Origin of the sequence: Catonella morbi ATCC 51271, from assembly GCF_000160035.2 — a bacterium.
In the GTDB taxonomy this organism is placed as follows: domain Bacteria; phylum Bacillota; class Clostridia; order Lachnospirales; family Lachnospiraceae; genus Catonella; species Catonella morbi.
Map to the genome: position 1 here is coordinate 283,938 of NZ_KI535369.1, position 26,962 is coordinate 310,899.

Consider the following 26,962-nt stretch of genomic DNA (forward strand, 5'->3'; position numbering starts at 1 on the left):
AACTTATGAATGCTAATAAAAGTAAAAGTTTTTATAGAAAAATCAGGAATGGAAAGAAAAGCTTTAACCCTGATGGAAATAAAAAACAAAGAAGAACTAAAAAAGAGAGTAAGATAAAAATAGTAGGTTATACTGCAGTATCAGAAACCGTGAGAAAGTCAGTAATAAGAAACGAAGATAACAACAGCGGAACAGACAGTCTTAGTACAGGGCTGTCTTTGGCAGAATCCACGGTAAGTAAGCTAAGGATAAGCAGAAAACCTAAAAAATATTCTGATAAGTTTCATAAAAAGGACAGTTACAAAAAGGCTTATAGGAATACCAAAGATAAAAGAAACTTAGAAAAGGCTGATGAAAAAACACAGTCTGAAAATGTAAAAGCAGCAAGAAAGAAACAGATGACAGTGAATTTTTATAAGGAATCTTCTAAAAAGACAAGGGAGAATGCACGAAAGGCAGGGAATACAGGAAAAAAGATTGCAGATAAGACAAATGATATTTTAGGAAGCGTTGCAAAAATGGGGCAGAAATTCCTTGAAGAAAATCCTCTCATTCTAATATTGGCTGCCACTACACTCCTATCGGTCATCGTGGTTTCAGGAGCGTTCACATCCTGCTCCGCTTTTGGAGGAGGCATTAAAAGCGGTACGGTTGCAACTTCATTTACTGCAAAGGATAATGACATAAAAGAGGTTGAAAACGACTACATTTCACTTGAAAAAGAGCTACAGGAGAGAGTAAACAGGATTGAAGCGGATAATCCCGGCTATGATGAGTATAACTATTCACTTTCAGAAATATCACATAATCCATTTGAGCTTGCAGCCCTTCTTACCGTACTGTATGAGAGTTATACTCCTGATGAAGTACAGTCTATGTTAACTACGGTTTTTGATTATCAGTACAAGCTTGAACTAAAGGAAAAGACTGAAAAAAGGACTAAGACTGAGACCAGAACCGGTGAGCGGTGGGTATCTGACGGAGTGGTGGATGGAAAGGAAACAGGACATACGGAATCATATGAATATGATGTTGAAGTTGAGTATGATTACCACATCCTTAATGTAACCCTGGAGAATAATGGCATATCAGCAGCAATCAATGCTTTAAACCTTAATAAGAGTCAGATGGAAAGATATAACATCCTTATGGAAACAAGGGGAAACAAACCTGAGATTTTTGAAGGAAATGTTTATGCAAATCCTGAAGTATCTAAGGAATATGAAAGCTATGCAGTTCCGGGAGAATACCTTACAGACAGCCAGTTTGCAAAGCTCCATAATGAAGCAAAAAAATATCTCGGATATCCTTATGTTTGGGGTGGAGCCTCCCCTGCCACAAGCTTTGACTGTTCAGGCTTTGTAAGCTATGTGATAAACCACAGCGGTAATGGATGGAATTATGGGAGGCTTACTGCAAACGGATGGAAGAATGCAACTTTAAGGGTATCAGAGGCTGATGTGAAGGCAGGCGACCTGGTATTCTTCCAGGGGACATACAGCACAGCCGGTGCTTCCCATGTCGGGATTGTGGTAGATCCAAAAAAGAAAACCATGATTCATTGCGGAAACCCCATACAGTATGCTTCCTATGACACCCCATACTGGAGGGCTCATGCATACTGCTATGGCAGGATTAAGTAAACATAAATATAGAAAAGTCACCTCAGGGTGGCTTTTTTGCAAAGAAATACAGGAGGGAATATATGTATGCAAGATTAGACAGGTTGAGGGCAGAACTTAAGAAGGCAGTTATAAAGAGGGATGCAGCTGAAGAAAAGGTAAAGCAGATAGAAGCAAAGCTGAAGGAAGAGGAAAACAGGCAGATAGTCTGCAATGTTGCTTCCTATAATATGTCCCCTGAAGAGCTGGCAGAGTTTCTTAAACTGGTTAAGGATGGGAAGCTGCAGGAGATGCTAAACGGAAATGTACCTATGCCTGTTAGCATAGAAACGGATAAGTCAAATATTGATGATGAAAAACCAAACAATGATATGGAAAAAGAAGACAGTTTTTATAATGAGGAGGATATTTTAGATGAAGAAAATGACTGATAACAAGAATAAGGTTGTAGCAAAACTTGTGGGTGCCTTAATGATAGGCACCTTAATTTTTTCAGGAGCATTCCCTGTAAAAGCTTTTGCACAGAGTGGTGAAACTGCCACAGAAAGTGAGATTAAAGAAGTAAAAGAAAGTGTAATTAAGGATATTGATACAAAAGGCTCTAAAATGAAAGAAACTAAGACAAAAGAAAATGAACTGCAGAAAAAAGCTGAGGAAGAGCACTTAGAACCACTTACTCCTAATGGCAATATGAACATAGTGGATGATTACGGTTCAGCCAAACCTGCAGGAAAGCAGTTTATTACGGTAACTACAAAATCAGGCAATTATTTTTACCTAATCATTGACCGTGATGACAAGGGAACTGAAACAGTCCATTTCCTAAACCTTGTGGACGAAGCTGACCTGCTCTCTCTTATGAAAGATGAGGAAGTTAAATTGTATATGAATTCAAAAGGAATGACAGATGTAAATAAGCAGGATGAAGTAACAGAAAAGCCTGAAGACTTAGAAACAGAAATAGACAAAAAGGGGATTAAAGATGCTGACAAAATGACAGATGAAAGTGATGATTCAGAAGCTTTAGAACCAGCGCCTGAAGAAAAAAGCAAGAATATAACAGGGATAATGGCAATAATATTCATCCTTACATTAGGAGGTATAGGTGGCTTTATATACTTTAAGTTTAATAAGGGAAAGAAAAAGAATGCTCTGCCTGATCCGGACGCAGATTACCCTTATGAGGATGATGAGGAAGACTATCTAACTGATATGGATATTGAAGAAGATGGAACTGAAGAAAATGAAAGCAACACAGATGATGACATAAATGATGAGCCGGAATATCAGGATGATCCGAAAGGAGAATAAAATGGCAGCAAACCACAGATATATGGAGTATGCCAAAGAAATGAAAGGCATAAGGGCTTTAAGGAAAAATGTATCCACAAAGGAGTCTATACTTACAAAGCTAAAAAGCCTTAAGGGAAAGGAATTTAACCTGCTTATACCCATAAAAGAAGGGGCTGCGGATGAAAAATAGCAGAAAGCAGGATAAATCAAGCTATAAAGATAATGAAACTTTCAGTCTTAGAGAGGTGGCAATCCGAATGGTGGAAATGCCGCCTCTTTTAAGTGACATACCCTTTGACGGACCGGAAGAAGCAGCAAAGGCGATGGCAGACCTGCTAAAAGATTATGACAGGGAAGTATTTGCAGTTGTGAACCTTAGGACTAATGGCCAGCCTATAAATATGAACATTGTCAGCATTGGAACGCTTGACAGCTCTTTAACCAATCCGAGGGAGATACTAAAAAGTATGGTACTTTCAAATGCCTTTGCGGTTATGCTCTTTCACAACCATCCTTCGGGAAACCTTAATCCGAGCAGGGAAGACTTTATTATAACAAACAAAATGAATGATATCTGCAACCTGATTGGGATAAAGCTGTGGGATCATATAATAATCGGTCCGGGTGATGAATTTTATTCGTTTCATGCAGAGTGCAAGATGCCGGTGTCTTCATTAAAGGTTAAAACTAATTCAGAAGATCTTCATCTTGTAGGAGTGAAGGTTGCTGAACAGGGCGTGAATGAGGTTAAAGATGTTTTAAAACAGAATTCCACAATTACAGAGCAAACACCCGGTATAGAACAATCAGAACTAACATTAAGCGAGCAGTTCATAAAAATAAGGGAATCGTCAGGAATGAACCGAAAGGAGTTTGCAGAGTATCTTAATATTCCATACAGGACTATGCAGGACTGGGAGTTAGGAAAAAGTTCGATGCCAAAGTATGTGCTGGAATTGATTGCCTTTAAGGTAAAGCAGGAACTACTTCCTAAGGCAAGGGAAGCCCCAAAGAAGGATTCTGTCATCGAAAAGATACAACACAGGCAGAAAGAAAATAGCCTAAAGATAAACAAGCCAAAGGCAAAACGTTCCAAAGAGGCTAAAAAACAGAAATTAAGATAAGATACATAAATATCTTGAGAGGAGAATAAGAAAATGTTACAGGAAGAATTTAACAATATTGTTACAAATCAGATGAAGAAATGCTGGGAAACACTTTTTAATAAGGGTAATGAATATGCCACAGTTGGAAATGACAGACTTTTACATTTTAAGAAGGCTGCCGCTGTTATGGAGTCCACACCAAAGGCAGCACTCTTTGGAATGCTTTCAAAGCACCTGATATCACTCTCTGATATGTGCCTGGATAAAAGAAAACACCCTAAAGAAGTCTGGAGTGAGAAAATAACGGACAGCATAAATTATCTCCTGATTCTTGCTGCAATAGTTGAGGAGGAACAGATTGAACAGGATTGAAGTAAAGATATTAAACAAAGAGTCAATAGACCAGGCAGAGAAACTGATGGTATGTGCTGCAAGGCTTACCCAGAGAGGACATCAGATTTCCTGCCTTGATGACTTTATTAAGCTTTATGAAAAGCCATATAAGAGGCAGACAGTTGCTAACCTTGTGAAGCTTCCACATACCACGATACAGAAGTTTGGGATAATAAACATTGTGGTGGTAGGTGCTTCAAGAAGGTTCCTCACACAGATTACAAGGCATCAGAATGAAGTAAAGTATATGTCAGGAAGCTTGCAGTACAGCGATTATTCAGAAGTAGAGGACTTTGTAATACCGTATGACCTTATGGGAACAGGCAAGGAAGCTGAATACTTAAAGCAGTGCAGCCGGTCAATGAAAGAATATCAGGAACTGATTAATGCCGGGGTTGATAATGATTCGGCAGGCTACTGTGCCCCAATGGGAATGAGGAACATCCTGCTTATAAGTGCGACTCCTTACCAGTGGAAACATATGATACACCAGAGGATATGCAGGAGAAATACAAAAGAGACAAGGTATGTGATGCTAAAAATATGGGAACAGTTAATCATCCAGAATGCTGAACTCTTCTATGACTGCGGGCCATTCTGTATGAGCAGCGGATGCGAGGAAGGCAGGATGACCTGTGGTAAAAGCATCCCTGCCGGGCTCTCTCCTGCTGAAATAATCAGAATAGATTTTCCGAAACTGTCTCAAAATATAATTCTGGAAGAAGGTGATGAAGATGAAAATACAGCTCATTGATTTTGGTGGAAGGATGCCTGAGAGGGCTCATGACAATGATGCCGGTGCTGATGTATTTGCTCCTAATGATGAAACTATATCTCAAGGAGAGGTACTTAAGATTCCTTTGGGGTTTGGGCTTAATATACCGGATGGTTTTGCAGGATATATATTTCCAAGAAGCGGACTAAGCACTAAGGGAATAGTTTGTGAACTGCCTCCAATTGATTCAGGCTATACAGGGGAAGTCCACGCAATTATTTCAAATGTGGGAAACTGTGAATATCAGATTAAGGCAGGCTATAAGATCGGACAGCTTGTCATCATGCCGGTGCTGATACCTGAGTTTACATTTGAAACTTTGGAGAAAAGAGGAACTGATGCCTTTGGTTCAACAGGCAGATAAGTAAAAATGTATCATTTGGACTAAATGTTTAAATTGCCTTTTAAGAAAGGAAAAGCAAAAAATGGAAAAAGCAAAGACAAGGAAAATTAAAAAATGGGATGAAGTTAATGGCGAAACTGAAATAGAAATATCTGATGGAATCGTCTATGCTCCTGATGAAACAGCCGGTGCAGGTCCTTCAATCAGCAGAAATCCGATGCGTGGCATTGAAGATATGGTTGAACAAAATGACAACAACTTTGACGGAATAATAAACAATGTTAAATCTGAAGCAGATACAGTGAGGTTAGAACTTTCAGATGATGACAAGAAGTCTGTGCTTGGAAAATTAAAAGAACAGAGCAAACACATTAAGCAGCCAAAATCCATGCCGGAAAGTATACCTGAAAGTAAACCATTTAAGGAATTATGCCCCTATAGAGGAAACAGGGAATGGTAAACAGGACAAAAAGAATTGACCTCAGAGTCACGGCAAAAGAACTTAACCTTATCCATAAGCGTATGGAAGAGGCAGGGGTATCAAGCCTTACATCTTATATGGTAAAGATGGCAGTTAACGGATATGTGATTGTGCCGGATTTTTCTGACTTAAAAGAGATTTTAAGGCTGCTTAGGATATCAGGAAACAACCTAAACCAGTATGCTAAAATGGCAAATACAACAGGCAGTATTTTTAAAAGTGACATTGACGAATTAAAGAAAAGCCAGAAAGAAATTTTGATAGAAATGAGAAAGGTGTTGGATAAACTGACAGCGATTTTGTAAGGCAGGTGGTAAAATGGCGGCAACAAGACTGATAGCAATGCATCAGAATAAAGGCAGGAGCATATTGCAGTGTCTAAAGGACAGAACTGATTATGCAATGAACGGAGCAAAGACGGATGAGGGCAGATATATTTCTTCATACGAATGCACTCCTGAACTTGCAGACCTGGAATTTGCCCAGTCAAAGAAAGAATATTTACATAAAACAGGCCGGAGACCTAATGGTGATGTGATTGCCTATCAGATCCGCCAGTCCTTCAAGCCCGGAGAAGTTACTCCTGAAGAAGCAAATGAAGTAGGCTATGAAACAGGAATGCGTTTTACTAAAGGAAGACATGCTTTCATTGTTGCCACCCACACAGACAGAGCCCATATACATAACCACATCATTTTTAATTCCACAGCCATAAACTGCGACAGGAAATTTAGGGACTTCTGGTTTTCAGGGCTTGCATTGCAGAGGCTTAGCGACATTATCTGCATAGAGCGTGGACTTTCCGTCATCCAAAAAGATAAGCCGGACGAGAGAAAGCGGAGGATAAAATATCCAAAAAGAATCAGCCTGAGGGACATAATCCGTGAGGATATATTAAAATGCCTCAGGCATAATCCTGATGATTTTGAAAAACTGTTAAGGCTTCTTAGTGAAGAAGGATATGTAATCAAACAGGGAAAGCATACAGCAATCCGAGGGAAAGAACAGAAACGCTTTATAAGGTTTCGCTCACTTGGAGAAGACTTTTCAGAAGAAAACCTGAAAAAAGTGATTGCCGGAGGAAAAGGCTTATCTGAGATAAATGAAAATACATCTGATAAAAATGCACCACAGACAGCAGAGCGAAAGCTTGACCTGATAGTTGACATTCAGAAAAAGATGGCAGAGGGAAAGAATGGAGGTTATATCTGGTGGGCTAAAAAATATAATGTAAAACAGTTTGCTGAGTCCATACTTTTCTTACAGCAGCATAACATCAGGGACTTAGAAACACTTAACAGAATGGTTGATGAAATCTCTGCTAAGTACAATGAACTGCTTAAGACAATTAAAAATGCAGAAGAAAAAATGGCTGAGAATAAAATAATAAAAACCAGTATCATCAACTACTCAAAGACAAGAGACACCTACATTGCTTACAGGAAATCAGGATACAGCAAGAAATTTTATGAGGCACACAGGGATGAGATTACGCTCCACAAGGTAGCCAAAGAAACATTTTCAAAATTTCCTAAGGGTAAAATCCCTAAAGTCAAAGACCTTAATGAAGAATTTAACAGGCTGCTTTTAGAGAAAAAAGAAGCCTATAGCGAATACAAGAAAATGAAAAAAGAAATGAGGGATTATCAGATAGCAAAACAAAATGTAGATACATTCTATGCAAATGAAAAGAGCCTCAGGGTTGAGGAAGAACTGAAGAAAAAGAGGCAGACACAGAGATAAACAGGCAGGGCAATCATCAGAATATAAAACGGTGACTGCCCTCTTCTTTTACATTTTCTGCCTGTAAGGAATGTTTCAGCGCTCACAAAGTGAGGGCGCAGCTTGACATCAACGATGTCATTTTAAGGGGATTGGGGATGTTCCCCAACAAGCAAAAATGCGCTCGTGTGTGTACGAGGGCACTGCTTGCGAACTTGTACCAAGACTTAGATGCAGGACTTATAAAAAGATGGATTTGTTAAGATAAGAAGTAAGACATAGATTATAAATTGAAAGGAAAAATCGGATATGAATTACGAAATAATCAGGGATAAAATTGAAGATATGGTAAACGATAACCACAGAGATTTTGTTAAGGCCATAATAAGCATGGAAAAAGGCATCAATGATGAAGATGCTTTAGACAGGCTTTATGATTTTTATATGGAAAATGATTCAGCTAATCTGCTTAATGAGGAATTTGATGTAATGATTGAAGAGTTAAGAGAGCAGGGACAGATAAAAGATATTCCCTATATTAGGAAAGAAAAAGATGAACTTGTGGATATAGTAGGAAATATTGCAGGCAAGGTTGATGTGGTTGAAAGAGAAAATAAAAAAGGAGAATCATTTAAAGTTGTAAATTTCTCTGTTGTATCAAATGACAGTCTGGGCAATAAAGTATATCACAACTGCTCTGCTTATGGAGAAAAAGGCGATATACCTAAAAATTTTAAGCAAGGGGATTTTGTAAAGATATTCGGTCAGGTCAGAATTTCTGCTGATGGCAATGGAAAGGAATATAGAAATGTAAATATACTTTCATCAAAGCTCTTAAAGGCTAAGGAGCAGAGGAATGAAGTATCCAATTCACAAGAAACTGCAACGTTTGAAAAGGATATGAAAGATAGCAAAAAGGCTGAGAAAGAATCTGTCAGAAAGACTATTAATAAATATAAAGATGAAAATAAAGAAACTGCAAAACCTAAAAAAGAGATAATAAAAGAAATGAAAGAAAAATATTTTATTGATTAGTATTATAAGATTAAAATTAAAAACTATTTTTTACCTATGAATATTATAAAATACACAGTTATCATAAAAACTGGAATATTTTTTATAATAATGCCAGCAATCTCGCCAATATTTAGTAAATGATATTGACAATCATTATTGATTATGCTATATTTTTATTATTTTAGATAAAATATATACTCGAGTAACAAGGAAAGGAGGATGCACAATATGAAGATTACAGTAGTATCAGAAAATGTAAAAGATACACAGGTTTATTCTCATCATCATACAACAACACATACTACATTAGAGAATTAATGGTTCAATGTAAAGGTAATAACTAGAGATTATACAACGGAATTGGGCATACCCGTTTTTAGGACATGGATAGTTTCAGGAGAATACGAAAATTACGCAACAAATGGTTTTGGCGCATCACTAAATCCTGAAATAGCACTTGAGCGATCAGTCACAGAGGCTGTTCAGTCAGCATTTTATAGTAAAGATATTGTTAGTCATAAGTATTGTAGAGGTAATGCAGAATATTTAATGCAAATTCCTACATCTATTTATAATATGAACTACTTTTATTTATAATATGAACTACTTTATTGAAAAAGATATAAAGCGTAGTGCTGGTGAAACTGTAGTTGATTTGGCAAAATACAAGAATAATGATTGTAGTAATTTGAATACCGTTTTTTCTTCAACTTTAAATAAACTAAAACAGTTAGGAGATGATTTTGACTTGATATATGTTAATTTGACAAAAGAACATCTTTCTATTCCAACAGTTAGAATTATAACAACGCCACATCTTCAATCAATACCAGCCCCATTGATTGTGGCTAGTGATAGACTATTTAGTTTTGAAAAATTAAACGGCTATTCTGATATGATTAAAAAATATGAGGATTTGTATATGGGGATATACCCACACTAAGAAATATAAGCTGAGAGAAAAATAATAATTTATAAATCATTGGAGGATATGTCATGAAAATTAATATGAAAGTTATAAGCATTATGTCTTTATTAGCATTATCATTAACTATATCAGGTTGTTCTAATGTGAAAAATAATGATAAAAGCACCATGTCTTCATCTAAAAGCAATATGGTCATGAGTAAAACAAGTAATGATAATGAAAAAAATGTAGTCATAGAGAACTTTGGTGTGACAACTACTTATGATAAGGTGCCGGAGAGAATAGTTCCTCTTAGCTATGATGCCGCCCAGATTCTTGTGGCACTTGGATTAGAGGATAAAATAGTTGGTGTTGCAACAGCTGAAGGAAGCTACGAAGACTGCTTACCGGAATACAGGGATAAACTTTCTAAGTTAAAAGTGATTGTGGAAGGGACTCCCACATTTGAAGTTTTATTGGCAGAAAAGCCGGATTTTGTTTATGCCACAGTATACAGTTTTGGGAAATATGGAGTAGCTCCGGTAGAAGATTTTCAGAAGGAAAAAATCAATTTTTATTGTATAAATGGAACATATTCTGCGGAACCTAAATTTTCTGATATACATAAGGATATAGAAGACTTAGGCAGAATTTTCAGAAAAGAAGATGAAGCTGCTAAATTAATAAAAGATCTAAAAGCAAGAGAAGAAGCTCTTAAAGCGGATGTAAAGCAAACTGATGTTAAAATTATGGCTTTTGATAGTGGAGATAAGGCAGCTTTGACATCAGGAAAGGGAATTGAAGATGAAATGATAAAGCTTGCAGGGGGTAAAAATATATTTGGTGACCTTAATAACGCATTTGAAGAAGTAAGTTTTGAAGAAGTTGCTAAAAGAAATCCGGATATCATTATAATTCATAGCTATGATGTTGGTAACACGACAGGAACCACAGAAGAAAAGATAGAAAGCCTTAAGAAAAATCCGGCACTTGAAAATGTAACTGCAATCAAAAATAATAATTTTGTTGTAGTTAAGCTTGTTGAGGTTTTTCCGGGATTGCAGATTTTTGATGCAGCAGAAAGACTTAGTAAAAAGATAATTGAATTTTCAAAATAAACTGTTTTTTGGGGGATAGATATTTGAAAAATTATAAAAAAGTTTCTTTAGTGATATTTGTGTTGATAATTATATCTATCCCTTTGTCTACATTCTTAGGCTCAGCAGATTTAGGTTTTAGAGAGGTGATAGAAGTATATAAATATCATTTTTTTTCGGCAACTTTAGAAGATATGAGCTTAAACAGCATAGTTTGGAATGTAAGACTGCCAAGAATACTTGTAGCCATAGCTGTTGGCGGCGGTTTGGCTATGACAGGTTCTATCATGCAGGCGATTACAGGAAATATTATGGCTGAACCATACACATTGGGAATACAATCCGGAGCGGGTATGTTTGCAGCTTTTTCCATAGCATTTTGGGGTAAAATACCAATTCTTAGTACATTAAGTACCAATTTGATGGCATTTATCGGTGCAATGCTCTCTATGATCATAGTATATTTTATAGCTTCTAAAGAAAGGGGATATTCTAATTCAAAACTTGTTCTGACAGGAATATCAATTTCAATGCTATGTAGTGCTATTACACAGCTTATAATATCATTTGCACCGGATAATTCAAAGGTTCGTGGGATTGTTTTTTGGATGATGGGGGGACTTGGAGGAGTGCATTGGGAAGATGTACCTTTCGCTGTGATTGCGGTTATTATTGGATTCATTGTTGCCATTATTCTTGCAGAACAGTTAAATATCATTTCAATGGGTAAAGAAACAGCGGTCATATTAGGAGTTAAAGTAAAGCGATTAGATAAGATACTGTTAATTACAGTTTCTATGGTTGTTGGAGTGCTTGTATCAATAAGTGGAAGTATTGGTTTTGTAGGTCTTATAATACCGCATATAACAAGAAAAATTACAGGAGCAAACCATAAAGCGTTGCTTCCTGTAACTTCGTTGCTGGGAGCTTTTTTTCTTCTTTGGGCAGATACAGTGTCAAGAGTGATATTTGCACCAAGAGAGCTTGCAATAGGAGTGCTTACTTCTCTTATAGGAGTTCCATTTTTCTTATACATTATGAAGAAAGAAATAAGGTGATTTATGGGAGTTATTGATATAAGAGATTTATCTTATTATATAGGGGAAGCCAAAATATGTAAGAATATAAGTATAAGTTTTAATGAAAATAAGTTTACAGGAATAATTGGTCCCAATGGAAGTGGTAAAAGCACATTACTTAAACAAATATATAGGGTATTAGAACCAAATATTGGTACAATCTATCTTAAAAATATTAACATAGATAATATAAATCCTAAGGAATTTGCAAAAATGATTGCTGTATTACCACAGGAAAATAATAGTGATTTTGACTATACTGTTGCTGATGTAATATTGATGGGCAGATTTCCTTATCATAATATATTTAACACAAATAGTTTATATGAAGAAGACTATAAGTTATTAAAAGAATGCATTAGCCTCGTTGGATTAACTGGCAGTGAGAAAAGGATTTTCAGGACATTGTCAGGAGGAGAAAAACAAAGAGTATTACTTGCAAGAGCCTTGATTACTAAAAGCAATATTCTTATTTTAGATGAGGTTACTAATCATTTGGATATAGGATATCAGTACAAAATACTAGAAATATTAAGAGGATTGGGACTAACTATAATAGCAGCAATTCATGATCTTAACTTAGCTATGAAATTTTGTGATGAAGTAGTTCTTATAAATAAAGGAGAAATCCTTGTAGCAGGTAGCCCTAAGGAAATAATAACAGAAAAAATATTGAAAGATATATTTAAAATAAATGCTAAAATTATAAGTGATGAAGAAAAGACTGTAGTAGACTATATAAGTTCCTGCTATTAGGGGGTGATTTTATTTTTATCAATAAAGCATTAATTGCATTTTTAAAAGGTTCAGAGAGTAAAGTAAAAAAAGCCATCTTGCTTCAGCTGATAATTACCTTATTTTCATCAGTAGTTTCAGTCTGCTTAAGCATTTTAATAAATGAAATGTTAAAATCTATGCAGATTACAGCTGTTCCTGGATTTTACTTCATAGCTTTAATAATATTTTTGCTTATAGGAATCAAACTCTTATACAAACTGAATGTTAAGATAGTAAATGAAGCAGGAATCAGCATTAAGGACAATGTAAGGACAAAGATACTTACAAAGCTTTTCCTGCTTGGGCCTGAGTATGCAGATACCATCCGCACAGGCACGCTCACATCTACATTTACAGCCAGAGTAGAATGGCTTATGAACTACTATACAAGATATCTGCCGGTCATAGTGAGCGCTGTCTTAAATGCAGGAATCTTCATTATGATTTTATTTTATATGGACATATATGTTGGACTTGTTTCTCTCATTTCAGTAATAATGATGCTCTTAATTCCTATGGTGTTTTTCAAACTTATGAAGGAAAAGGGAAAGAAAGAATGGGAAGAGCATGCTAACTACTATAGTGAATGCTTAGATGGCATTCAGGGGATGGTCAGCTTAAAGGCATTTAATGCTGATGCAAAATATGTAAGAGATGTTAAAGCCCATGGAGAAAATTTTAGAAAAGCAGTTATGGATCACCTCAAGGTAACTATTATAGAAGGCACTTTTTCAGAGTTTTTCTTAAGGGTCGGCACAGCCCTTACTATAGCCATAATGGGGCTTAGATGTGCTTATGGCTATATAGATAAAAGTTTCCTTATTTACGCCTTTTTTATCATAGGAGCTACATTTTCGCCAATGCTGAGCCTTATAAATGCATGGCATTTGGGCTTTCAGGGAGTTTCAGGCTCGTATTCTTTAAGTGAATTCTTGGAAACGAAAAGCGATAATCTTATGGAAAATGACCTTATTAAAAATGAGCTTAAAAACAGGAAGGAACTGGAAGCTTCCTTAAATAGAAGTGCTGTTAAGGAGAATAAAATTAATGATGTGAAACTAAGCTTTGACAAGGTAAATTTCAGATATAAGGGAGCTAATAAAGACACTTTAAAAAATATCTCGTTTGAACTTCATAAAGGCAAGGCTATAGCTCTGGTAGGGCCGTCAGGCGGAGGCAAGTCAACCATAGCAGGGCTTCTTATGGGCTTTTACAGGGCTGACAGTGGAGAAGTTACATTAAATGATGTGAAGATGGGCAACGAGACAGCAGCGTTTTTTAATGACAATATATCGGCAGTGTGGCAGGACAACCATTTATTCTATGGAAGCATCTATGACAATATAAAGATGGGCAAGCCTTCTGCCACAGACGAAGAAATATTTGAAGCTTCTAAAAAAGCGATGATTTATGACCTGATTATGTCACTTCCAAATGGCTACGATACAAGTGTAGATGAGCTTGGCAGCAGATTTTCAACAGGAGAAAGACAGAGGATAGCTATTGCAAGGGCTTTACTTAAAGATGCGCCTATAATTATTTTTGATGAGGCAACCTCTGCCCTAGACAGGGAAAATGAAAAATACATAGGCGAAACGCTTAGTAAACTAAAGCCTGATAAGGCAATGCTTATGATAGCACACAGGCTGTCTACTATCAGTATGGCTGATGAAATCTTAGTGGTAGAAAACGGTTGTATTGCAGACAGAGGCAGCAGTTCTTACTTAGAAGAAAACTGTGAGATTTACAGAAGGCTGATAAAGGGAGTGGAATGATTATGGGTAAGATAAAATATGTGCTTTTACTTTCAAAATATATCAAAAATTACAGATTGAGCGTAATTTTCAGCATAATTGTTCATGCTTTATACAAGGTAGTGCCTATACTCTTAAGCTTTGAAACAGCTTTAATTGTATCAAAGGGAATCTCGGGCACTTTAACTAACCCTCAGACACATTTTTTAACTGTACTTGCAATGGTTGTAAGCATGGCTGTGTTAAATTATCTGGATATCTATGTGGCACATGATGTGGCTTACAGGATACTTACAGCACTTAGGGGAATATCTTATGAAAAAATAGCAAACCTTGCGCCTGCAGGGCTTGAAGGGGAGAAAAGCGGAGACATAATGAGCGTGGTACTTGAAGATGTGGAAATCTTAGAGTGGTTCTATGCCCATTCTTTAATACAGATATTTGTGGCGGCAGTCCTGCCCATCATCTCATTTATTGCAATAGGATTCTTCTCGCCAGGCCTTTCATTAATTTTAATTATATTTTCAGCCATCATCCTCCTTGTTTCTAGTAAGAAGAATGAAAAGGCTGATGAGTATGGAAGCAAAACCCAGTCAAAGCTTGGCGAATTAAATGCTGTTATTATAGATGGAATACAGGGCTTAAAGGAAATCATTACCTTTGGCGGGCATAAGGGATATTTTAACAAGATGTATAAGTACAATGATGCTTATAATGAGGCTTATTTTAACTATGCAAAGGAAGCAGTAAAAGAAGTTACCAATACGAACTTAATTATAGGCATATCGTCAGTGATTTCAGCTATTGCAAGCGTGTATTTTGCTGCAAGAGGGGAATATTCTGTCGAATTTGTGCTCCCTCTCATTGCAATTTCAAGTATGGTTTACAGCCCTCTCAGTGAAATGCTGATGATGAAAAGCAATTATGGAAGAATATTTGCGGCAGCAAGGAGAGTGTTTGACTTCCTTAATGAAGATGAGCCTGTAATAAACAGCGGCACTAAAACTTTTAAAGATGTAATGGGAAGTACAGATAAGAAGTTAGAGTTTAATTCAGTAAGATTTTCTTACAAAGACAAGGTGACAGGCGATAAAAATGAAGTAATTAAGGATGTTTCATTAACGACAGAAGAAGGAAAGACTGTCGTTTTAGTAGGCACTTCAGGCTCAGGCAAATCCACATTAATCAAGCTTTTACAGAGGTTCTGGGATGTGGATGGAGGAAGTATTTTAATAAATGGAGTGAATATAAAGGACATAAAGATAGAGGAACTTAGAAAGCTAATATCTGCCATTCCGCAGGATGTATATTTATTTAATAAGAGCATAGAAGATAACCTGAGGCTTGCAAAAGAAGGTGCAAGCGAAGGTGAGATAGAGACAGCCCTTAAAAATGCCCATATTATGGATTTAGTAAACAGGCTTCCAAATGGAAGCAAGACAGTCATAGGGGAAAGAGGCGCTGCTCTTTCAGGTGGTGAAAAACAGAGAATATCCATAGCCCAAGCCTTCCTTAAGGATTCACCTATTTTAATTATGGATGAAATTACAGCTAATCTGGATTATGAAAATGAAAGAGCCATAAATGAGTCACTAAAGGAGCTAAAGAAAGGAAAGATTGCTCTTATGATAGCCCACAGACTCTCTACAATTAAGAGTGCAGACTATGTAGCCTTCATAAAGGACGGAGTTTGTGAAGCTTTTGGGACATTTGCTGAGATTTATGAGGGTAATGAGAATTTTAGGAGAGTTTTAGGGGAAGGATATGAGAGTGTATGAAAGAGCCAGTAAAAAATTATTAAAAGATAAAAATTACATAAGCTACTTTTTAGCTACAGCATTCTCAATGGGTTCAAGCAATATACTCCAATTTACATTAGCCTTGTATATTTTGGAAATAACAGGCTCTCCTTTGGTATATGCGTCCATTCTTTCAATAATAATTATACCGAGAGTGATGTTGACTCCTATAAGTGGAGTGCTGGGTGACAGGCTTAAAAGGATAAATATAATGAAAACCCTGAACTTGTTTCAGGTGATTATTATGCTATTTTATGCGGTTTATTCAGATATATGCAGAGACATTTCGCTTGTCTCTGTGTATGCCCTTGTTGTCCTGCTTGAAATGATAGAAGTGTTTTATAACACAGCCGAAAGCTCAATTTTATCAGAAATAATAGACAAAGACCTGATGGAAGAGGCTGTTACCCTTTCAAGGGTAGATGACGGTATTGTATTTGTAACTACACCTGTAGCGGCCGCCTTTGTATAAAATGAATTTGGGATTGCAGGAACCTTCATACTTATTTCAGCACTGTTAATATTGACTCTGATATTAACATTCTGTATAGGTACGCCTCATGTTGCTGAGATAAAGAAAGAAAAAGAAAAGGGCTTTAAGGGATATGTAAAAGAGTTTAAGGAAGGCATCTTAGAGATAAAAAAAGATAAATTTACCAAGATTTTCGTCTTTATAGCACCACTTATCAATTTTTCGTTTTCAGCTGTATTCAGCGTAGTAATAACCTATGTATTCTTGGAGATTCTTAAGATAAGTGATTATGTATATGGAATTTATAGGATGGCAACAGCAGGAGTCAGCATAGTCCTTCCGTTTTTAATACTGCGTGTAATCAAAAAATTTAAGCCTTTAACCCTGTTAAAATACAGTGCCATATCCATCTCGGCTATTCTCTTTCTGATAGGCGGCTGTGTGTATTTTGGAACAAATGGAGGCAACGTTTTTGTTACAGTATGCCTGATTACAGTTTTAGACTGCTTGATTATTACTTCGGTAATGCCGTTAAATATAGCAACTCAGGTATTTTTTCAGAAGAATATCAAAAATGAGTATAAGAGCAGGATTATGTCTGTATTTAGTATGCTAGCTTTATCATCTATACCACTTGGTAATATGTTCTACGGCTTTCTGGCAGATATCCTACCGGCATATGCCTGTGTTTTCATAGCAGGACTGGCTGTATTTATTTCATATCCAATGATAGTATATATGTCAAGAGGAGAAGAGGCATAAATCATTACTTATATTCAAACACCTCTTCCACCCTCACCCCCAAAAACTTAGCAAGTTTCATAGCATAAAGCAGATTGGGGATGGTTTTTCCCTTCTCAATATTTATGACAGTACGGACATTCATCTCGGTTCCCTCAGCCACCTGGCGCTGGGTGAAGCCGAGGCTTGTCCGTCTTTCTTTTAACCTGCATACAACTGTATCTTCACCCATAGCCGCTACTCTCCTATCTTCCCATTCTTCTATTGCTTTATCAGGATAAAACACGCCCAAAAATCTTAAATGAGCTGCTTTCAGTAATAGGCATAGGCTCATATGCCTTATTAAGAGAAACAAGATAAGCACCTTTTCTATTATTCTGAAATTGCTTCACATAAGCATTTCCATCAAGATAAAAGATACCTATTTCACCATCTTCAAGCTGTTCAGTCTGTTCAATCCATATAAGCTCTCTGTCATGATAAACAGGTTCCATACTGTCTCCGCTTATATGTACTCCAAAGTCAGCCTTTTCAGGAATATCAGCAGATGAGTACATTTCATAATCTTCCCCATCTAAGAAAGAGCCGTTACCGGCAGATACTGCTGTATAGTATACCTTCCTCTCCCTTATCACATGGAGAGGGATAATCTCTGCTATCCTGTAATCACCGCTCTTTTCAAGCAGGCGGGTATATTCCATTACCTTATCTACGCCTTCTTTGTTCAGGTTGCGGAAAGGGTTGTCAGGATTGGTTCCTATAAACTCTGTGTATATGTCATATATATTTAAAATTTCACATATGGCAAGGAACTGCCTTGAGCTTGGCAGTGAAATCCCTGATTCCCAGGAACTTACGCTATTTGGCTTTACATATATGTCATATTCTGTAAGCTTTTTGGCAAGCTGGCACTGTGTCAGCTTATATGCTTTTCTGTGTCCGGCAATGGTCTTTCCTAAATCTTTCATATTGAATCACCTTTCTAAATTTATGGTTATTAAATATTCCTCTATGAACATATATCAGTCCATATATCAACCTGTTTCTAAAAGTAAATTCCAGTTCTAAGGAGCTTTGCAAAATTAAGTTCCGGAAATCATACTTATTATTGATATTATGGAATTTACTTTTGCAAGAAATTTGCTGAACTGGAAGTAAAACTTGCAAACTGGAACTTCGGATTTCAATTCAGCCCTGATACTTACTATAGCATAAGAAAGTCAGATTTTCAAGAGCAATATCAATGTAGTTGAATAAGGTGAAATATATTTCACTTGAATATCATCTAAAATAGAGTTATATTAGTTCTTGTGATGACAGTACACGTATCTTACGAAAGAATTTACAAAAGAAAGAAAGGCAGAAATATGAACAGGACTATACTTCACAGTGACTGTAACTGTTTTTATGCATCTGTTGAACTTTTACACCATCCTGAGCTTAGGGGCAAGCCTGTTGCTGTAGGGGGAAATCCTGAAGCAAGGCATGGAATAGTGCTTACGGCAGATTATACGGCAAAGCGTTATGGAGTTAAGACAGGAATGGCACTCTGGCAGGCAAAACAGGTCTGTCCGGATATCATCTTTCTTCCGCCAAGGATGGACTTGTACTTGCGTTTTTCAAGGATGGCACAGGAGATATATTCGGAGTATACGGATAAAATAGAACCGTTCGGAATTGACGAGTCATGGCTCGATGTTTCTGAGAGTGCCGGCATAAAGGGTGACGGTTATGCTATTGCCAAGGAAATAAGTGAGCGGATGAAGAAGGAACTTGGCATTACGGTCAGTATAGGTGTGTCATTCAATAAGATATTTGCTAAGCTGGGCTCTGATTATAAGAAGCCTGATGCCATTACTACAATGGGTAAAGACGAATACAAGGCAAAAGCCTGGCCGCTTCCTGTAGCGAATCTTCTGTATGTGGGCAGGGCAACAAGCAGGAAATTTGCAGACATGGGAATAAAAACCATCGGAGATCTGGCAACTATGGATGAAGGCATACTGATTAAAAAGCTTGGCAAGATAGGAAGCGTTTTACATGCATTTGCAAACGGATATGATGACTCACCGGTAAAGCTTGAAAACACCTCTGCACCTGTTAAGTCGGTTGGCAACAGTACCACTACACCAAAAGACATGAAAACGGATGAGGATGTAAAGATTGTATTATATATCCTTGCAGAAAGTGTGGCTGCAAGGCTTCGTGAAAATGGTTTCAGGTGCAGGACTGTGGAAATAAGCCTTCGGGATAAGGAGCTGTTTCATTTTTCAAAGCAGGTAAAATTAAAAAATGCCAGCAATATTACGGCTGAGATTGCAGAAGCTGCCTATCTGCTCTATAAAAAGAACTACAGGCTACCTGCAGATGAAGAGGAACTGAAGAATTCCATACCTGAATTTTATCAGAAACCTTTAAGAAGCATAGGAATCTGCGGGACTGACCTTGTAACGGATTATTACTGGGAGCAGATGGATATATTTATGAATCCTAGGCTAAGAGAGAAGCAGATGAAGATGGATATTACAGTTGACACCATAAGGAAAAGGTTTGGTTTTTACAGCATTCAAAGGGGGCTTATGTACAGGGATACAATATTATCAGCCTGCAATGCAAAAGAAGACCATACTGTACATCCTATTGGATATTTCAGATAGATGGGAGGGGATGGATTTAATGGAAAGCAGTAAAGTTTATGTGGATGTAATGGCAGAGTTTACCAAGGATGGCAGGTTGCTTCCAAAGAGTTTTGTATGGAAAGACGGCCATATTTATGAGATTCAGAAAGTGAAAGACATACGGAGGGCGGCAAGCCTGAAGGCAGGAGGTGTAGGCATACGTTACACCTGTATAGTAGATGGACTTGAGAGCCATCTGTATTATGAAGATAATAACCTGTGGTTTATGGAGGAGAGGTAATAGGAATATTTACTGAAAAAGTTCAGCAAGAAGGTAGCAGGATGGATGGTGCGGACTTCGGCACATCGGAACTCATTTGTCCTTTTAACATAATCATCAATGGTTTTATTTCACTTATCTGTTGAATGAAATAAATTTGCAAGGAGGATGATATTGATGATAGAAAGAAAAGACAAACGATATGTAAGCTGTCCGGTATGCGGAAGGCTTTTAATGAAATGTGATGGACAATGCAGTATAGATATTACATGTGGAAAATGTGGCAGTGACATTGTTGTAGTTATAGATAATAACAGGGTAATGGTTCTTGAAAACAGGAGGAGTCCCGGAAAGAATGATAAGGAAGGACAGGTGAGAATAAGTGTCAGTAAGGCAAAGAATTCACGCCTCATAGAGCAGAAAAAAATAGCAGTAAATGGTTAAAAATTGAATAACTGAGATAGCAGGATAACCGCCAGATTTGGCAGGAACCATCAGAGGCGGAGTCTGCATATCAAGAGTTTGTAACGAGCTGGATTTAGCATAGAACTATAAAGAGCCGACAAAACGGAAATAACGCCGGGTGGCATAAAAACCACCGGTTTTATTAGCAATCGTTTTGTCGGTTTCTTTTTTGCGCTTATTTCCGTTTTAGCCCCGGAAATGGAGAGAAAGATGGAAATAACATTAGGAAAGAAAATTAAAGAATACAGGCTTAAAAGAGGTATGACACAGGAAGAGCTGGCAGAGAGGCTGTTTTCAAGGAAATCAACAATTTCAGATTATGAGAACGATAAGATTGACATTAAAATAAGCATTTTGAGGGAAATAGCAAAAATACTTGGCATGCCACTCTTCTGTTTCCTCTGTGAACAGAACGCAGATACTGATGATGAGATAATGCAGATGGCAATGGCGTTAAAGCAGATTAAAAGCAAGGAATTAAGAAAGGCGGCAATAAAGCAGGTAATGATACTGGCTGAAATGGAATAGAGTTCTGTTTTAAAAGTACGCTCCTACCGTACTTTGTTCGGTAATTGGGGAACGATTTTTCCTCTTGGTTAATCTAAAATAATTCATGTGAACAAGAGTAAACCAAAGTGATTTTAACATAATCAGGAGGAAGCTAATAATGGCAGGGAACGATATTATTAAGTTATATATGAATGCAACATCCTCAAAACGGGTGAATATAATAATAAAACATTATACTGACTTTATGGGTGTTGTAGACGGATACATAAATGGTCTCTTTTACAGGATTGAAAGTGAAAAGGAAAGTTATAAACGACAAAGTATGGGAGAACTTGGCATAAAGGTGCAAAATAGTGGAATACATAGTGATCCAACAGCAAAAAAGGTAAATGATGCCTTAGAGCTAAAAAATGCTATTATCCAATGTGACTTTTCCGGAGGAATAATGGAAGGTGTTGAAGAAGCTGATAAGTATATGAGGAGTGCAAAACTTCTTAAAGATATGAGAAGGGACTATGAGCATTTTCAAAATCAACTGTGCTGTCTTGGAAAAGATAAAGAGATTTTCGAGAAATATCTCTGTGGACAAAAGACGTTGACGGATATTGCCGAAGAGCAAAGCATTACTTATGAATCAGCACAGCAGAAAGTCCACAAGATTAGAAGAAGGCTAAAAGAACAGGTGATCAAATTTATGGATGGAAAACTGGAGGATATTACATAATGGAAAATATTAAAGAAAAACGCTGTTATACGGTAAAGGAGTTACAGGAAATACTCGGTGTAAGCAGACCTACAGTATATGACCTGTTAAAGAAAAATGAGTTTAGATGGCTTCAGATTGGAACCAGCTATCGAATTTCTAAAAAGAGCTTTGATGAATGGCTCGATCAGCATATGAAATCAAATTAAATTTACCTTCTAAAGCTTTTTGGGATGGGCATGTTATATTGTGGGAGAAGGAGGAAAACAGGATGAAGGAACAATATAAAATAAGTACAGAGATAAAGAATCACGGCTTAATTAAAGAACCTGCCTTGCAGAAAACCATGTCCGTTTCTGAAATGCGAAAACTGTTAGGATTAAAAAAGACCGAGGGATACTGGCTGGTACACAGAGAATTTTTCAAGACAGAAATCATAGGCGGAATGATGCGTGTTGATATTGAAAGCTTTGAAAAATGGTATGCAAATCAGGTGAAGCATAAAAAGGTAGATGGAGAAGAGCCGGGCAGCGAGCTGATTAAGGGTTCATATTCCTTTCAGGATGCTGCAAACCTTTTGGGAGTAAATAGTGCCTGTCTGTATGAAATATGGAAAAGAGAAGAAAGAAAGACCATAAAGGTTGACTTTGTAAAGCGTATTCCGAAGGAAGAGTTTAAGAAATGGTTTTCTGAGCAGACTGTGTACAAAAAATCAGACAGGATACCTACCATTAGCGATATGGAAAAAGGCTATATCAGGTTTGAAGAAACAGCAAGACTGTTGAACATTCAGGAAGATACAATGCTTAAATTGATAAGAACAAGCAAATATAAGACATTTTTTGAAGTAAGGGTATTTGATAATAAGAAGTGGATATCAAAAAAGAGTTTCAGGTTATTTCTTAACGCTCAGAATGAATATAGGATAACTGATAATGATGAAAATACTTCATCAGATAATTTGATTATAGAAACCCAAGAATATATTTCAAGGAATGAAGCGGCTGAGCTTGCAGGAGTAAAAGCATCCACAATTACAAAATGGATACAGGCTGAGGCATTTCCCTGTGTAGGTACAGGGAAAGTACTCAGGATTAAACGGGCAGATTTTTTGGCTTGGTTAAATGAAAGCCGGAAAGTGAGGATGTGAAATGGCATTTATAAGAAAGCGTGGTAAGAAATTTTCTGTAATATACAGGGTTAAGGATGATGAAGGAAAGGAACGCCAGACTTCAGAAACATTTGCGACGCAGAAAGATGCTGAAAAGCGTAAGAAAGAAATTGAGTATAAGATGGCGGTAGGCAGGTTTGAAGCTCCAAAGTGCACTACCCTTGAGGAACTTATTGAAGAGTATGTAAGAATCTATGGCCACGATAAATGGGGAGTTTCAACCTATGCCGGGAATCTGTCTCTAATCAATAACTATATAATACCTACAATCGGAAAAACAAAACTTACAGGCATTAATACCCATTTTATGGAAAAATATTATAAGAGCCTTTTAGCTATGTCAGCCGTAAAGAGCACCAGGAATATTGATGGTTCAGGAACAGTTACGGAAGCTACGGTAAATGAAATACATAAGATTCTAAGGAGCGCATTCAGACAGGCAGTAAAATGGGAGCTGATGGAGAAGAATCCGGCAACCCTTGCAACTGTTCCAAAGACAAAAAGAAAAGAGCGTGAAATCTGGACAGCAGATATGCTGATGAAGGCACTTGCTGCCTGTGACAACAAAATGCTTAAGATAGCATTTCACCTTGCTTTTACTGCTACTCTCCGCATAGGGGAGCTGCTGGGGCTTACCTGGGATGAGATGGATATTTCGGAAGAAGCTATAGCAGGCAACAGGGCTTATGTTATAATAAGCAAACAGGTTGAAAGAGTTTCAAGGGATGCAGTTGAGGCATTAAACGCTAAGGAAATTATCCTGACATTTCCTTCAACAAAGAAAAACAATAAGACTGTAAGGGTGCTAAAGACACCAAAGACAGAAAGTAGTACACGCAAAGTATTCATTCCAAGGACTGTAGCAGGCTATCTTGCAGAACTGAAATTAGAACAGGATGAGATTAAGGAAGCCTTGGGAAATGAATATCAGGACTACAACCTGGTAATGGCAACGACATTCGGCCTTCCAATAGGAGACAGCTACCTTAGGACAAAGATGCAGGATATAATAGATAAGCTTGGACTTCCTGATGTGGTCTTCCACAGCCTGCGTCATACCAGTGTTACATACAAGCTGAAGCTGAGTGGCGGGGACATAAAATCAGTTCAGGGAGATTCCGGACACGCACAGGCTGATATGGTAACAGAGGTTTACGGACATATCATAGATGAGGACAGAAGAAAGAATGCGGAGATGATGGAGAATGCCTTCTATAGACAGGAAAGACTAAGCCCACAGGTGGGAGGAACCGAAGGAAGTGCTAATACGATTGCAGTGCCTGAAGGAGTGGATGCAGAGCTTCTGATGAAGGTGCTGGGCAATCCTGAAATGGCAGCATTGCTTACAAGTCTTGCTAAGACTATGAAAGAGCATGAATAGGGAAAAGGACGATACTGTATGGATGGGAATCTATGCGGTATCGTCCTTGCTGGTGTATATCATACATTGACATTTTATTATGTTTCAAAATACAGGCAAAATATCAATAATACTGAGTATGCAAAGGAAAGCTTGTTTAAATTTAAGACAGATTTTCTGTTCTTTTACTAAAATTGATATTTTACCCATGAAGTATTATTTAGAAGACTTTTATAAATATCTGTAAGGGCGTCCATTGCTTTGTCATAATCAATTCTGTCACAGTCACGAAGAACATATTGGTTCTGCATAATTTCATATGCCTTGCGTATATCCTTGTTATTCATTGAATTTGTAAAGAATATAAAATCTGAAGGCAGTACATTAGGGATTCCGTCAAGACGATTGATTTCCTCAGCAATACGAATATCCAGCAGTTTTTTCATCAGTCCGGTATCTGAAAGCAGTTTTGAAACAGTTTTGTGTTTATAAATAACGGCAAGGTCATAAATATGTTTTGCTGCCTCAAATGCCCTGTGTGGCTCATAAGCCTTACGAACATAAGCTTCTGCAGCAAAAAGTTTATCTATAAATACCCTTTCTATGGAAATTGTCATAATGGAAAATGGTCCAACATCATATTCTGATTCAAGTATCTGCTTCTGTTCATTAGAGGCAAGCTCATATAGCATAGCAGCAATTTCAAGGCACTCAACAGGCTCACTGATGGTAAATGAGGTTGCTTCAACTTTTACCCTTCCAAATCTTTGCAACGCATCATTTACATCAAAAGCAGTCAAAGGCTCATATGAATACACAGCAACAACTTCTGAGCGGTTTGTTTTTCCCAGCGATGAATCTCGAAGAAGTGAAGTATATTTTTTTGTCGCCTGCTCTAATCTCCTGTCATTCTGTGTCCGGCTGCAGTTCCTTGTATCAACTGACAGGTCTATATCTTCAGAAAAACGGTTTGTAGTCTTTAATGCTTTATATAGAGCTGTTCCTCCTTTGAAATATGCAGGAAGTCCATTACTTTGCTTTTCTGCAAGTTCTTTGAGTATTAATGACACATAATAATCTTTTTCAAGGACATCACTTCGATATCCGGTTTGTGTATGAATAGTGTCAATAAGCACACGAAAGGCTTCTTTATCAAGATGGAGTTTCATAGTGCATAACCTCCTTCTCCTGCTGTATGTGCAAGCTGAATTACTGTGTTTTTATTGTAGTAACGGTCTGCTAAGAACAGAAGCTTTTCATATTGCAGTTTAAGTTTGTGTATGTGGTTAGCAATAACAGAATACGGATGCTCTGCATCAATGGGAGCTTTATCCAAAAGTTCAAGTACGTCAAGCATCTGCAAATATGATTTATTCTCAGCAGTAATCTCTGCTTTTGGAGGACGGATTGTTACGCCCAATTTCTTATCCATGCGAGTACAATCTTTTGCCATATTAGTGGCAATAACACGCTCTTTTGGCATTTGTGTTGCAAGCCCTATATCATGAAGAAGGGCAAAGCCGGTCTCATATCCTTTGTCTGGTAGCAAATACTTATCAGCTATCAGGTTCTCTTTGTTGATTCCTCTTTCTCCAAACGGAGTAGTAACTGTTCTGAAATAAATTCCTTTCTGGTAGAATCTGAGCTCAGGAATCACTTTAGAATCCATAATGCGTTTCATTGCCACAGCAGTTGCTGCTACAGCATCTTTATCTTTCAAATTAAATTTTTCTGCTAATGAAGCAGCAATTATCTTTGTATATATTGGCATTCCAATCGGCTTTTGCAATAAAAGCTCACGAATATAGTCTGTATAAGTCATAAATTATCCACCCTGTTTTGATATGTTTAATGCGAGATATAGCAATATAATATGTAAATATTATATCACAATGACAAGATATTTCAACAATGAATTTCATAAGTGACACGAAATGTCACTTATGATGTCACTTATCAGAATAAGATAATGCTATTTAAAATATTTAAATAATGGTCAAAACCCCATAGACATCCGACCTGTTACACGCTATAATGTATTTAATCTAATAAGAAAATAGTGTTATCATTACTGCATTAAAAAGCAAATGGTAGCCACGGATATGAAAAAATCGTTGGAACGGAATGGTTAAACCCTCAGGGTGACAGTGTCATCATTTTGTCAGCGAAAGCCATTTAACTTTAATGATTTTAAGTTTTCTTATTTTGACAGAGAATGACAGGAAAGTTAGAAAACAAGCTACTTTCATTGACTTATATTTACAGTTCTTAACCCGTATTTTCAGGCAGGACTTGAACTCCTAAGGTTTAATCATAGTTAAACCCCAAGGAAGTTAAAAAGTGGTAAGTCAGAGTTCGATTGTAACTGGAAATCAATCGAAAAGTCAAAATAAGATGATACGGAAATTCATCACGAGAGTGATTGGATTCATAGATGTGGCAAACGTATAAAAGGCTCTGAAAAGCCTGAAAATACG

The 26,962-nt window shown here is 37.1% G+C and carries 33 protein-coding genes; 29 read left to right on the forward strand and 4 right to left on the reverse strand.

Features of this window, described 5'->3' with window-relative positions:
- Positions 1 to 5 precede the first annotated feature (5 nt).
- The 21 genes from GCWU000282_RS11915 to GCWU000282_RS12005 all read left to right on the forward strand — a co-directional run bounded on the left by GCWU000282_RS11915 (position 6) and on the right by GCWU000282_RS12005 (position 17,399).
- Positions 6 to 1,643: a C40 family peptidase gene (locus GCWU000282_RS11915; RefSeq protein ID WP_023355382.1), complete on the forward strand. Its 1,638-nt coding sequence runs from the start codon at positions 6 to 8 to the stop codon at positions 1,641 to 1,643.
- A gap of 62 nt (positions 1,644 to 1,705) precedes the next feature.
- Complete coding sequence (locus GCWU000282_RS16405) at positions 1,706 to 2,053, forward strand: DUF4315 family protein (RefSeq protein WP_023355383.1); 348 nt, start codon at positions 1,706 to 1,708, stop codon at positions 2,051 to 2,053.
- Positions 2,037 to 2,933: a DUF4366 domain-containing protein gene (locus tag GCWU000282_RS11925; protein ID WP_023355384.1), complete on the forward strand. Its 897-nt coding sequence runs from the start codon at positions 2,037 to 2,039 to the stop codon at positions 2,931 to 2,933. The genes GCWU000282_RS16405 and GCWU000282_RS11925 overlap by 17 nt, the downstream gene beginning before the upstream one ends.
- Before the next feature lies 1 nt (position 2,934).
- Positions 2,935 to 3,105: a hypothetical protein gene (locus GCWU000282_RS16680; RefSeq protein ID WP_156913144.1), complete on the forward strand. Its 171-nt coding sequence runs from the start codon at positions 2,935 to 2,937 to the stop codon at positions 3,103 to 3,105.
- Entirely contained in the window at positions 3,095 to 4,039 is a 945-nt protein-coding gene (locus tag GCWU000282_RS16045; RefSeq protein ID WP_023355386.1) for a JAB domain-containing protein, read from the forward strand. Before GCWU000282_RS16680 ends, GCWU000282_RS16045 begins: the two co-directional genes overlap by 11 nt.
- A gap of 33 nt (positions 4,040 to 4,072) precedes the next feature.
- The gene (locus tag GCWU000282_RS11935) at positions 4,073 to 4,393 is read left to right on the forward strand and encodes a hypothetical protein (RefSeq protein ID WP_023355387.1); all 321 of its coding nucleotides are present in this window, start codon (positions 4,073 to 4,075) and stop codon (positions 4,391 to 4,393) included.
- Positions 4,380 to 5,168, forward strand: coding sequence for an FAD-dependent thymidylate synthase (locus GCWU000282_RS11940; protein WP_023355388.1), 789 nt, complete (start codon positions 4,380 to 4,382; stop codon positions 5,166 to 5,168). The genes GCWU000282_RS11935 and GCWU000282_RS11940 overlap by 14 nt, the downstream gene beginning before the upstream one ends.
- Complete coding sequence (locus GCWU000282_RS11945) at positions 5,143 to 5,553, forward strand: dUTP diphosphatase (RefSeq protein WP_023355389.1); 411 nt, start codon at positions 5,143 to 5,145, stop codon at positions 5,551 to 5,553. The genes GCWU000282_RS11940 and GCWU000282_RS11945 overlap by 26 nt, the downstream gene beginning before the upstream one ends.
- 61 nt (positions 5,554 to 5,614) lie before the next feature.
- Positions 5,615 to 5,992, forward strand: coding sequence for a DUF4316 domain-containing protein (locus GCWU000282_RS11950; RefSeq protein WP_023355390.1), 378 nt, complete (start codon positions 5,615 to 5,617; stop codon positions 5,990 to 5,992).
- Positions 5,986 to 6,318 (forward strand): plasmid mobilization protein, encoded by a 333-nt coding sequence (locus GCWU000282_RS11955; RefSeq protein ID WP_023355391.1) that lies wholly within the window; start codon positions 5,986 to 5,988, stop codon positions 6,316 to 6,318. Before GCWU000282_RS11950 ends, GCWU000282_RS11955 begins: the two co-directional genes overlap by 7 nt.
- A gap of 13 nt (positions 6,319 to 6,331) precedes the next feature.
- The gene (locus tag GCWU000282_RS11960) at positions 6,332 to 7,756 is read left to right on the forward strand and encodes a relaxase/mobilization nuclease domain-containing protein (RefSeq protein WP_023355392.1); all 1,425 of its coding nucleotides are present in this window, start codon (positions 6,332 to 6,334) and stop codon (positions 7,754 to 7,756) included.
- A gap of 288 nt (positions 7,757 to 8,044) precedes the next feature.
- Positions 8,045 to 8,770, forward strand: a complete 726-nt coding sequence (locus GCWU000282_RS11965; protein ID WP_023355393.1) for a hypothetical protein — start codon at positions 8,045 to 8,047, stop codon at positions 8,768 to 8,770.
- Positions 8,771 to 9,088: 318 nt separating this feature from the next.
- Positions 9,089 to 9,349, forward strand: coding sequence for a YcaO-like family protein (locus GCWU000282_RS17665; RefSeq protein ID WP_084295382.1), 261 nt, complete (start codon positions 9,089 to 9,091; stop codon positions 9,347 to 9,349).
- A gap of 58 nt (positions 9,350 to 9,407) precedes the next feature.
- Positions 9,408 to 9,695, forward strand: a complete 288-nt coding sequence (locus GCWU000282_RS11970; RefSeq protein WP_156913145.1) for a hypothetical protein — start codon at positions 9,408 to 9,410, stop codon at positions 9,693 to 9,695.
- A 53-nt stretch (positions 9,696 to 9,748) separates the two neighbouring features.
- The gene (locus tag GCWU000282_RS11975; protein ID WP_023355395.1) at positions 9,749 to 10,777 is read left to right on the forward strand and encodes an ABC transporter substrate-binding protein; all 1,029 of its coding nucleotides are present in this window, start codon (positions 9,749 to 9,751) and stop codon (positions 10,775 to 10,777) included.
- A 23-nt stretch (positions 10,778 to 10,800) separates the two neighbouring features.
- Positions 10,801 to 11,814 (forward strand): FecCD family ABC transporter permease, encoded by a 1,014-nt coding sequence (locus GCWU000282_RS11980; RefSeq protein ID WP_051384187.1) that lies wholly within the window; start codon positions 10,801 to 10,803, stop codon positions 11,812 to 11,814.
- A gap of 3 nt (positions 11,815 to 11,817) precedes the next feature.
- Positions 11,818 to 12,591, forward strand: coding sequence for an ABC transporter ATP-binding protein (locus tag GCWU000282_RS11985; protein WP_023355397.1), 774 nt, complete (start codon positions 11,818 to 11,820; stop codon positions 12,589 to 12,591).
- A gap of 77 nt (positions 12,592 to 12,668) precedes the next feature.
- Complete coding sequence (locus GCWU000282_RS11990) at positions 12,669 to 14,387, forward strand: ABC transporter ATP-binding protein/permease (protein WP_330365894.1); 1,719 nt, start codon at positions 12,669 to 12,671, stop codon at positions 14,385 to 14,387.
- Positions 14,388 to 14,389: 2 nt separating this feature from the next.
- The gene (locus GCWU000282_RS11995; RefSeq protein ID WP_035040895.1) at positions 14,390 to 16,144 is read left to right on the forward strand and encodes an ABC transporter ATP-binding protein; all 1,755 of its coding nucleotides are present in this window, start codon (positions 14,390 to 14,392) and stop codon (positions 16,142 to 16,144) included.
- Positions 16,131 to 16,637, forward strand: coding sequence for an MFS transporter (locus tag GCWU000282_RS12000; protein ID WP_023355400.1), 507 nt, complete (start codon positions 16,131 to 16,133; stop codon positions 16,635 to 16,637). The genes GCWU000282_RS11995 and GCWU000282_RS12000 overlap by 14 nt, the downstream gene beginning before the upstream one ends.
- Before the next feature lie 12 nt (positions 16,638 to 16,649).
- Positions 16,650 to 17,399 (forward strand): MFS transporter, encoded by a 750-nt coding sequence (locus tag GCWU000282_RS12005; RefSeq protein ID WP_156913146.1) that lies wholly within the window; start codon positions 16,650 to 16,652, stop codon positions 17,397 to 17,399.
- A gap of 4 nt (positions 17,400 to 17,403) precedes the next feature.
- Here the strand turns inward: GCWU000282_RS12005 and GCWU000282_RS16835 are convergent, their stop codons facing one another.
- Both GCWU000282_RS16835 and GCWU000282_RS12015 read right to left on the reverse strand, forming a co-directional pair.
- Positions 17,404 to 17,610, reverse strand: coding sequence for a helix-turn-helix transcriptional regulator (locus tag GCWU000282_RS16835; protein WP_035040688.1), 207 nt, complete (start codon positions 17,608 to 17,610; stop codon positions 17,404 to 17,406).
- 40 nt (positions 17,611 to 17,650) lie between these two features.
- Complete coding sequence (locus GCWU000282_RS12015) at positions 17,651 to 18,346, reverse strand: XRE family transcriptional regulator (RefSeq protein WP_023355403.1); 696 nt, start codon at positions 18,344 to 18,346, stop codon at positions 17,651 to 17,653.
- 399 nt (positions 18,347 to 18,745) lie between these two features.
- Between GCWU000282_RS12015 and dinB the strand changes: the two genes are divergently transcribed.
- The 8 genes from dinB to GCWU000282_RS12055 all read left to right on the forward strand — a co-directional run bounded on the left by dinB (position 18,746) and on the right by GCWU000282_RS12055 (position 24,506).
- Positions 18,746 to 20,035 (forward strand): DNA polymerase IV, encoded by a 1,290-nt coding sequence (gene dinB, locus GCWU000282_RS12020; RefSeq protein ID WP_035040690.1) that lies wholly within the window; start codon positions 18,746 to 18,748, stop codon positions 20,033 to 20,035.
- A gap of 19 nt (positions 20,036 to 20,054) precedes the next feature.
- Positions 20,055 to 20,297 (forward strand): hypothetical protein, encoded by a 243-nt coding sequence (locus GCWU000282_RS12025; RefSeq protein ID WP_035040693.1) that lies wholly within the window; start codon positions 20,055 to 20,057, stop codon positions 20,295 to 20,297.
- Between the two features lie 156 nt (positions 20,298 to 20,453).
- Positions 20,454 to 20,720: a hypothetical protein gene (locus GCWU000282_RS12030; protein ID WP_035040695.1), complete on the forward strand. Its 267-nt coding sequence runs from the start codon at positions 20,454 to 20,456 to the stop codon at positions 20,718 to 20,720.
- 231 nt (positions 20,721 to 20,951) lie between these two features.
- A complete protein-coding gene (locus GCWU000282_RS12035; RefSeq protein ID WP_035040700.1) occupies positions 20,952 to 21,269 on the forward strand; it encodes a helix-turn-helix transcriptional regulator in 318 nt (105 codons plus the stop codon).
- A 139-nt stretch (positions 21,270 to 21,408) separates the two neighbouring features.
- A complete protein-coding gene (locus GCWU000282_RS12040; protein WP_023355409.1) occupies positions 21,409 to 21,975 on the forward strand; it encodes a sigma-70 RNA polymerase sigma factor region 4 domain-containing protein in 567 nt (188 codons plus the stop codon).
- 8 nt (positions 21,976 to 21,983) lie between these two features.
- On the forward strand, positions 21,984 to 22,163 hold the full coding sequence (locus GCWU000282_RS12045; protein WP_035040899.1) for a helix-turn-helix domain-containing protein: 180 nt from the start codon (positions 21,984 to 21,986) through the stop codon (positions 22,161 to 22,163).
- A 62-nt stretch (positions 22,164 to 22,225) separates the two neighbouring features.
- Positions 22,226 to 23,104, forward strand: a complete 879-nt coding sequence (locus GCWU000282_RS12050) for a helix-turn-helix domain-containing protein (RefSeq protein ID WP_156913148.1) — start codon at positions 22,226 to 22,228, stop codon at positions 23,102 to 23,104.
- Position 23,105: 1 nt separating this feature from the next.
- Complete coding sequence (locus GCWU000282_RS12055; RefSeq protein WP_023355412.1) at positions 23,106 to 24,506, forward strand: site-specific integrase; 1,401 nt, start codon at positions 23,106 to 23,108, stop codon at positions 24,504 to 24,506.
- A gap of 167 nt (positions 24,507 to 24,673) precedes the next feature.
- On the opposite strand, the gene GCWU000282_RS12060 is transcribed toward GCWU000282_RS12055, so the two are convergent.
- Entirely contained in the window at positions 24,674 to 25,654 is a 981-nt protein-coding gene (locus GCWU000282_RS12060; RefSeq protein ID WP_023355413.1) for a nucleotidyl transferase AbiEii/AbiGii toxin family protein, read from the reverse strand.
- Entirely contained in the window at positions 25,651 to 26,307 is a 657-nt protein-coding gene (locus tag GCWU000282_RS12065) for a hypothetical protein (RefSeq protein WP_023355414.1), read from the reverse strand. Before GCWU000282_RS12065 ends, GCWU000282_RS12060 begins: the two co-directional genes overlap by 4 nt.
- Between the last annotated feature and the right edge of the window lie 655 nt (positions 26,308 to 26,962).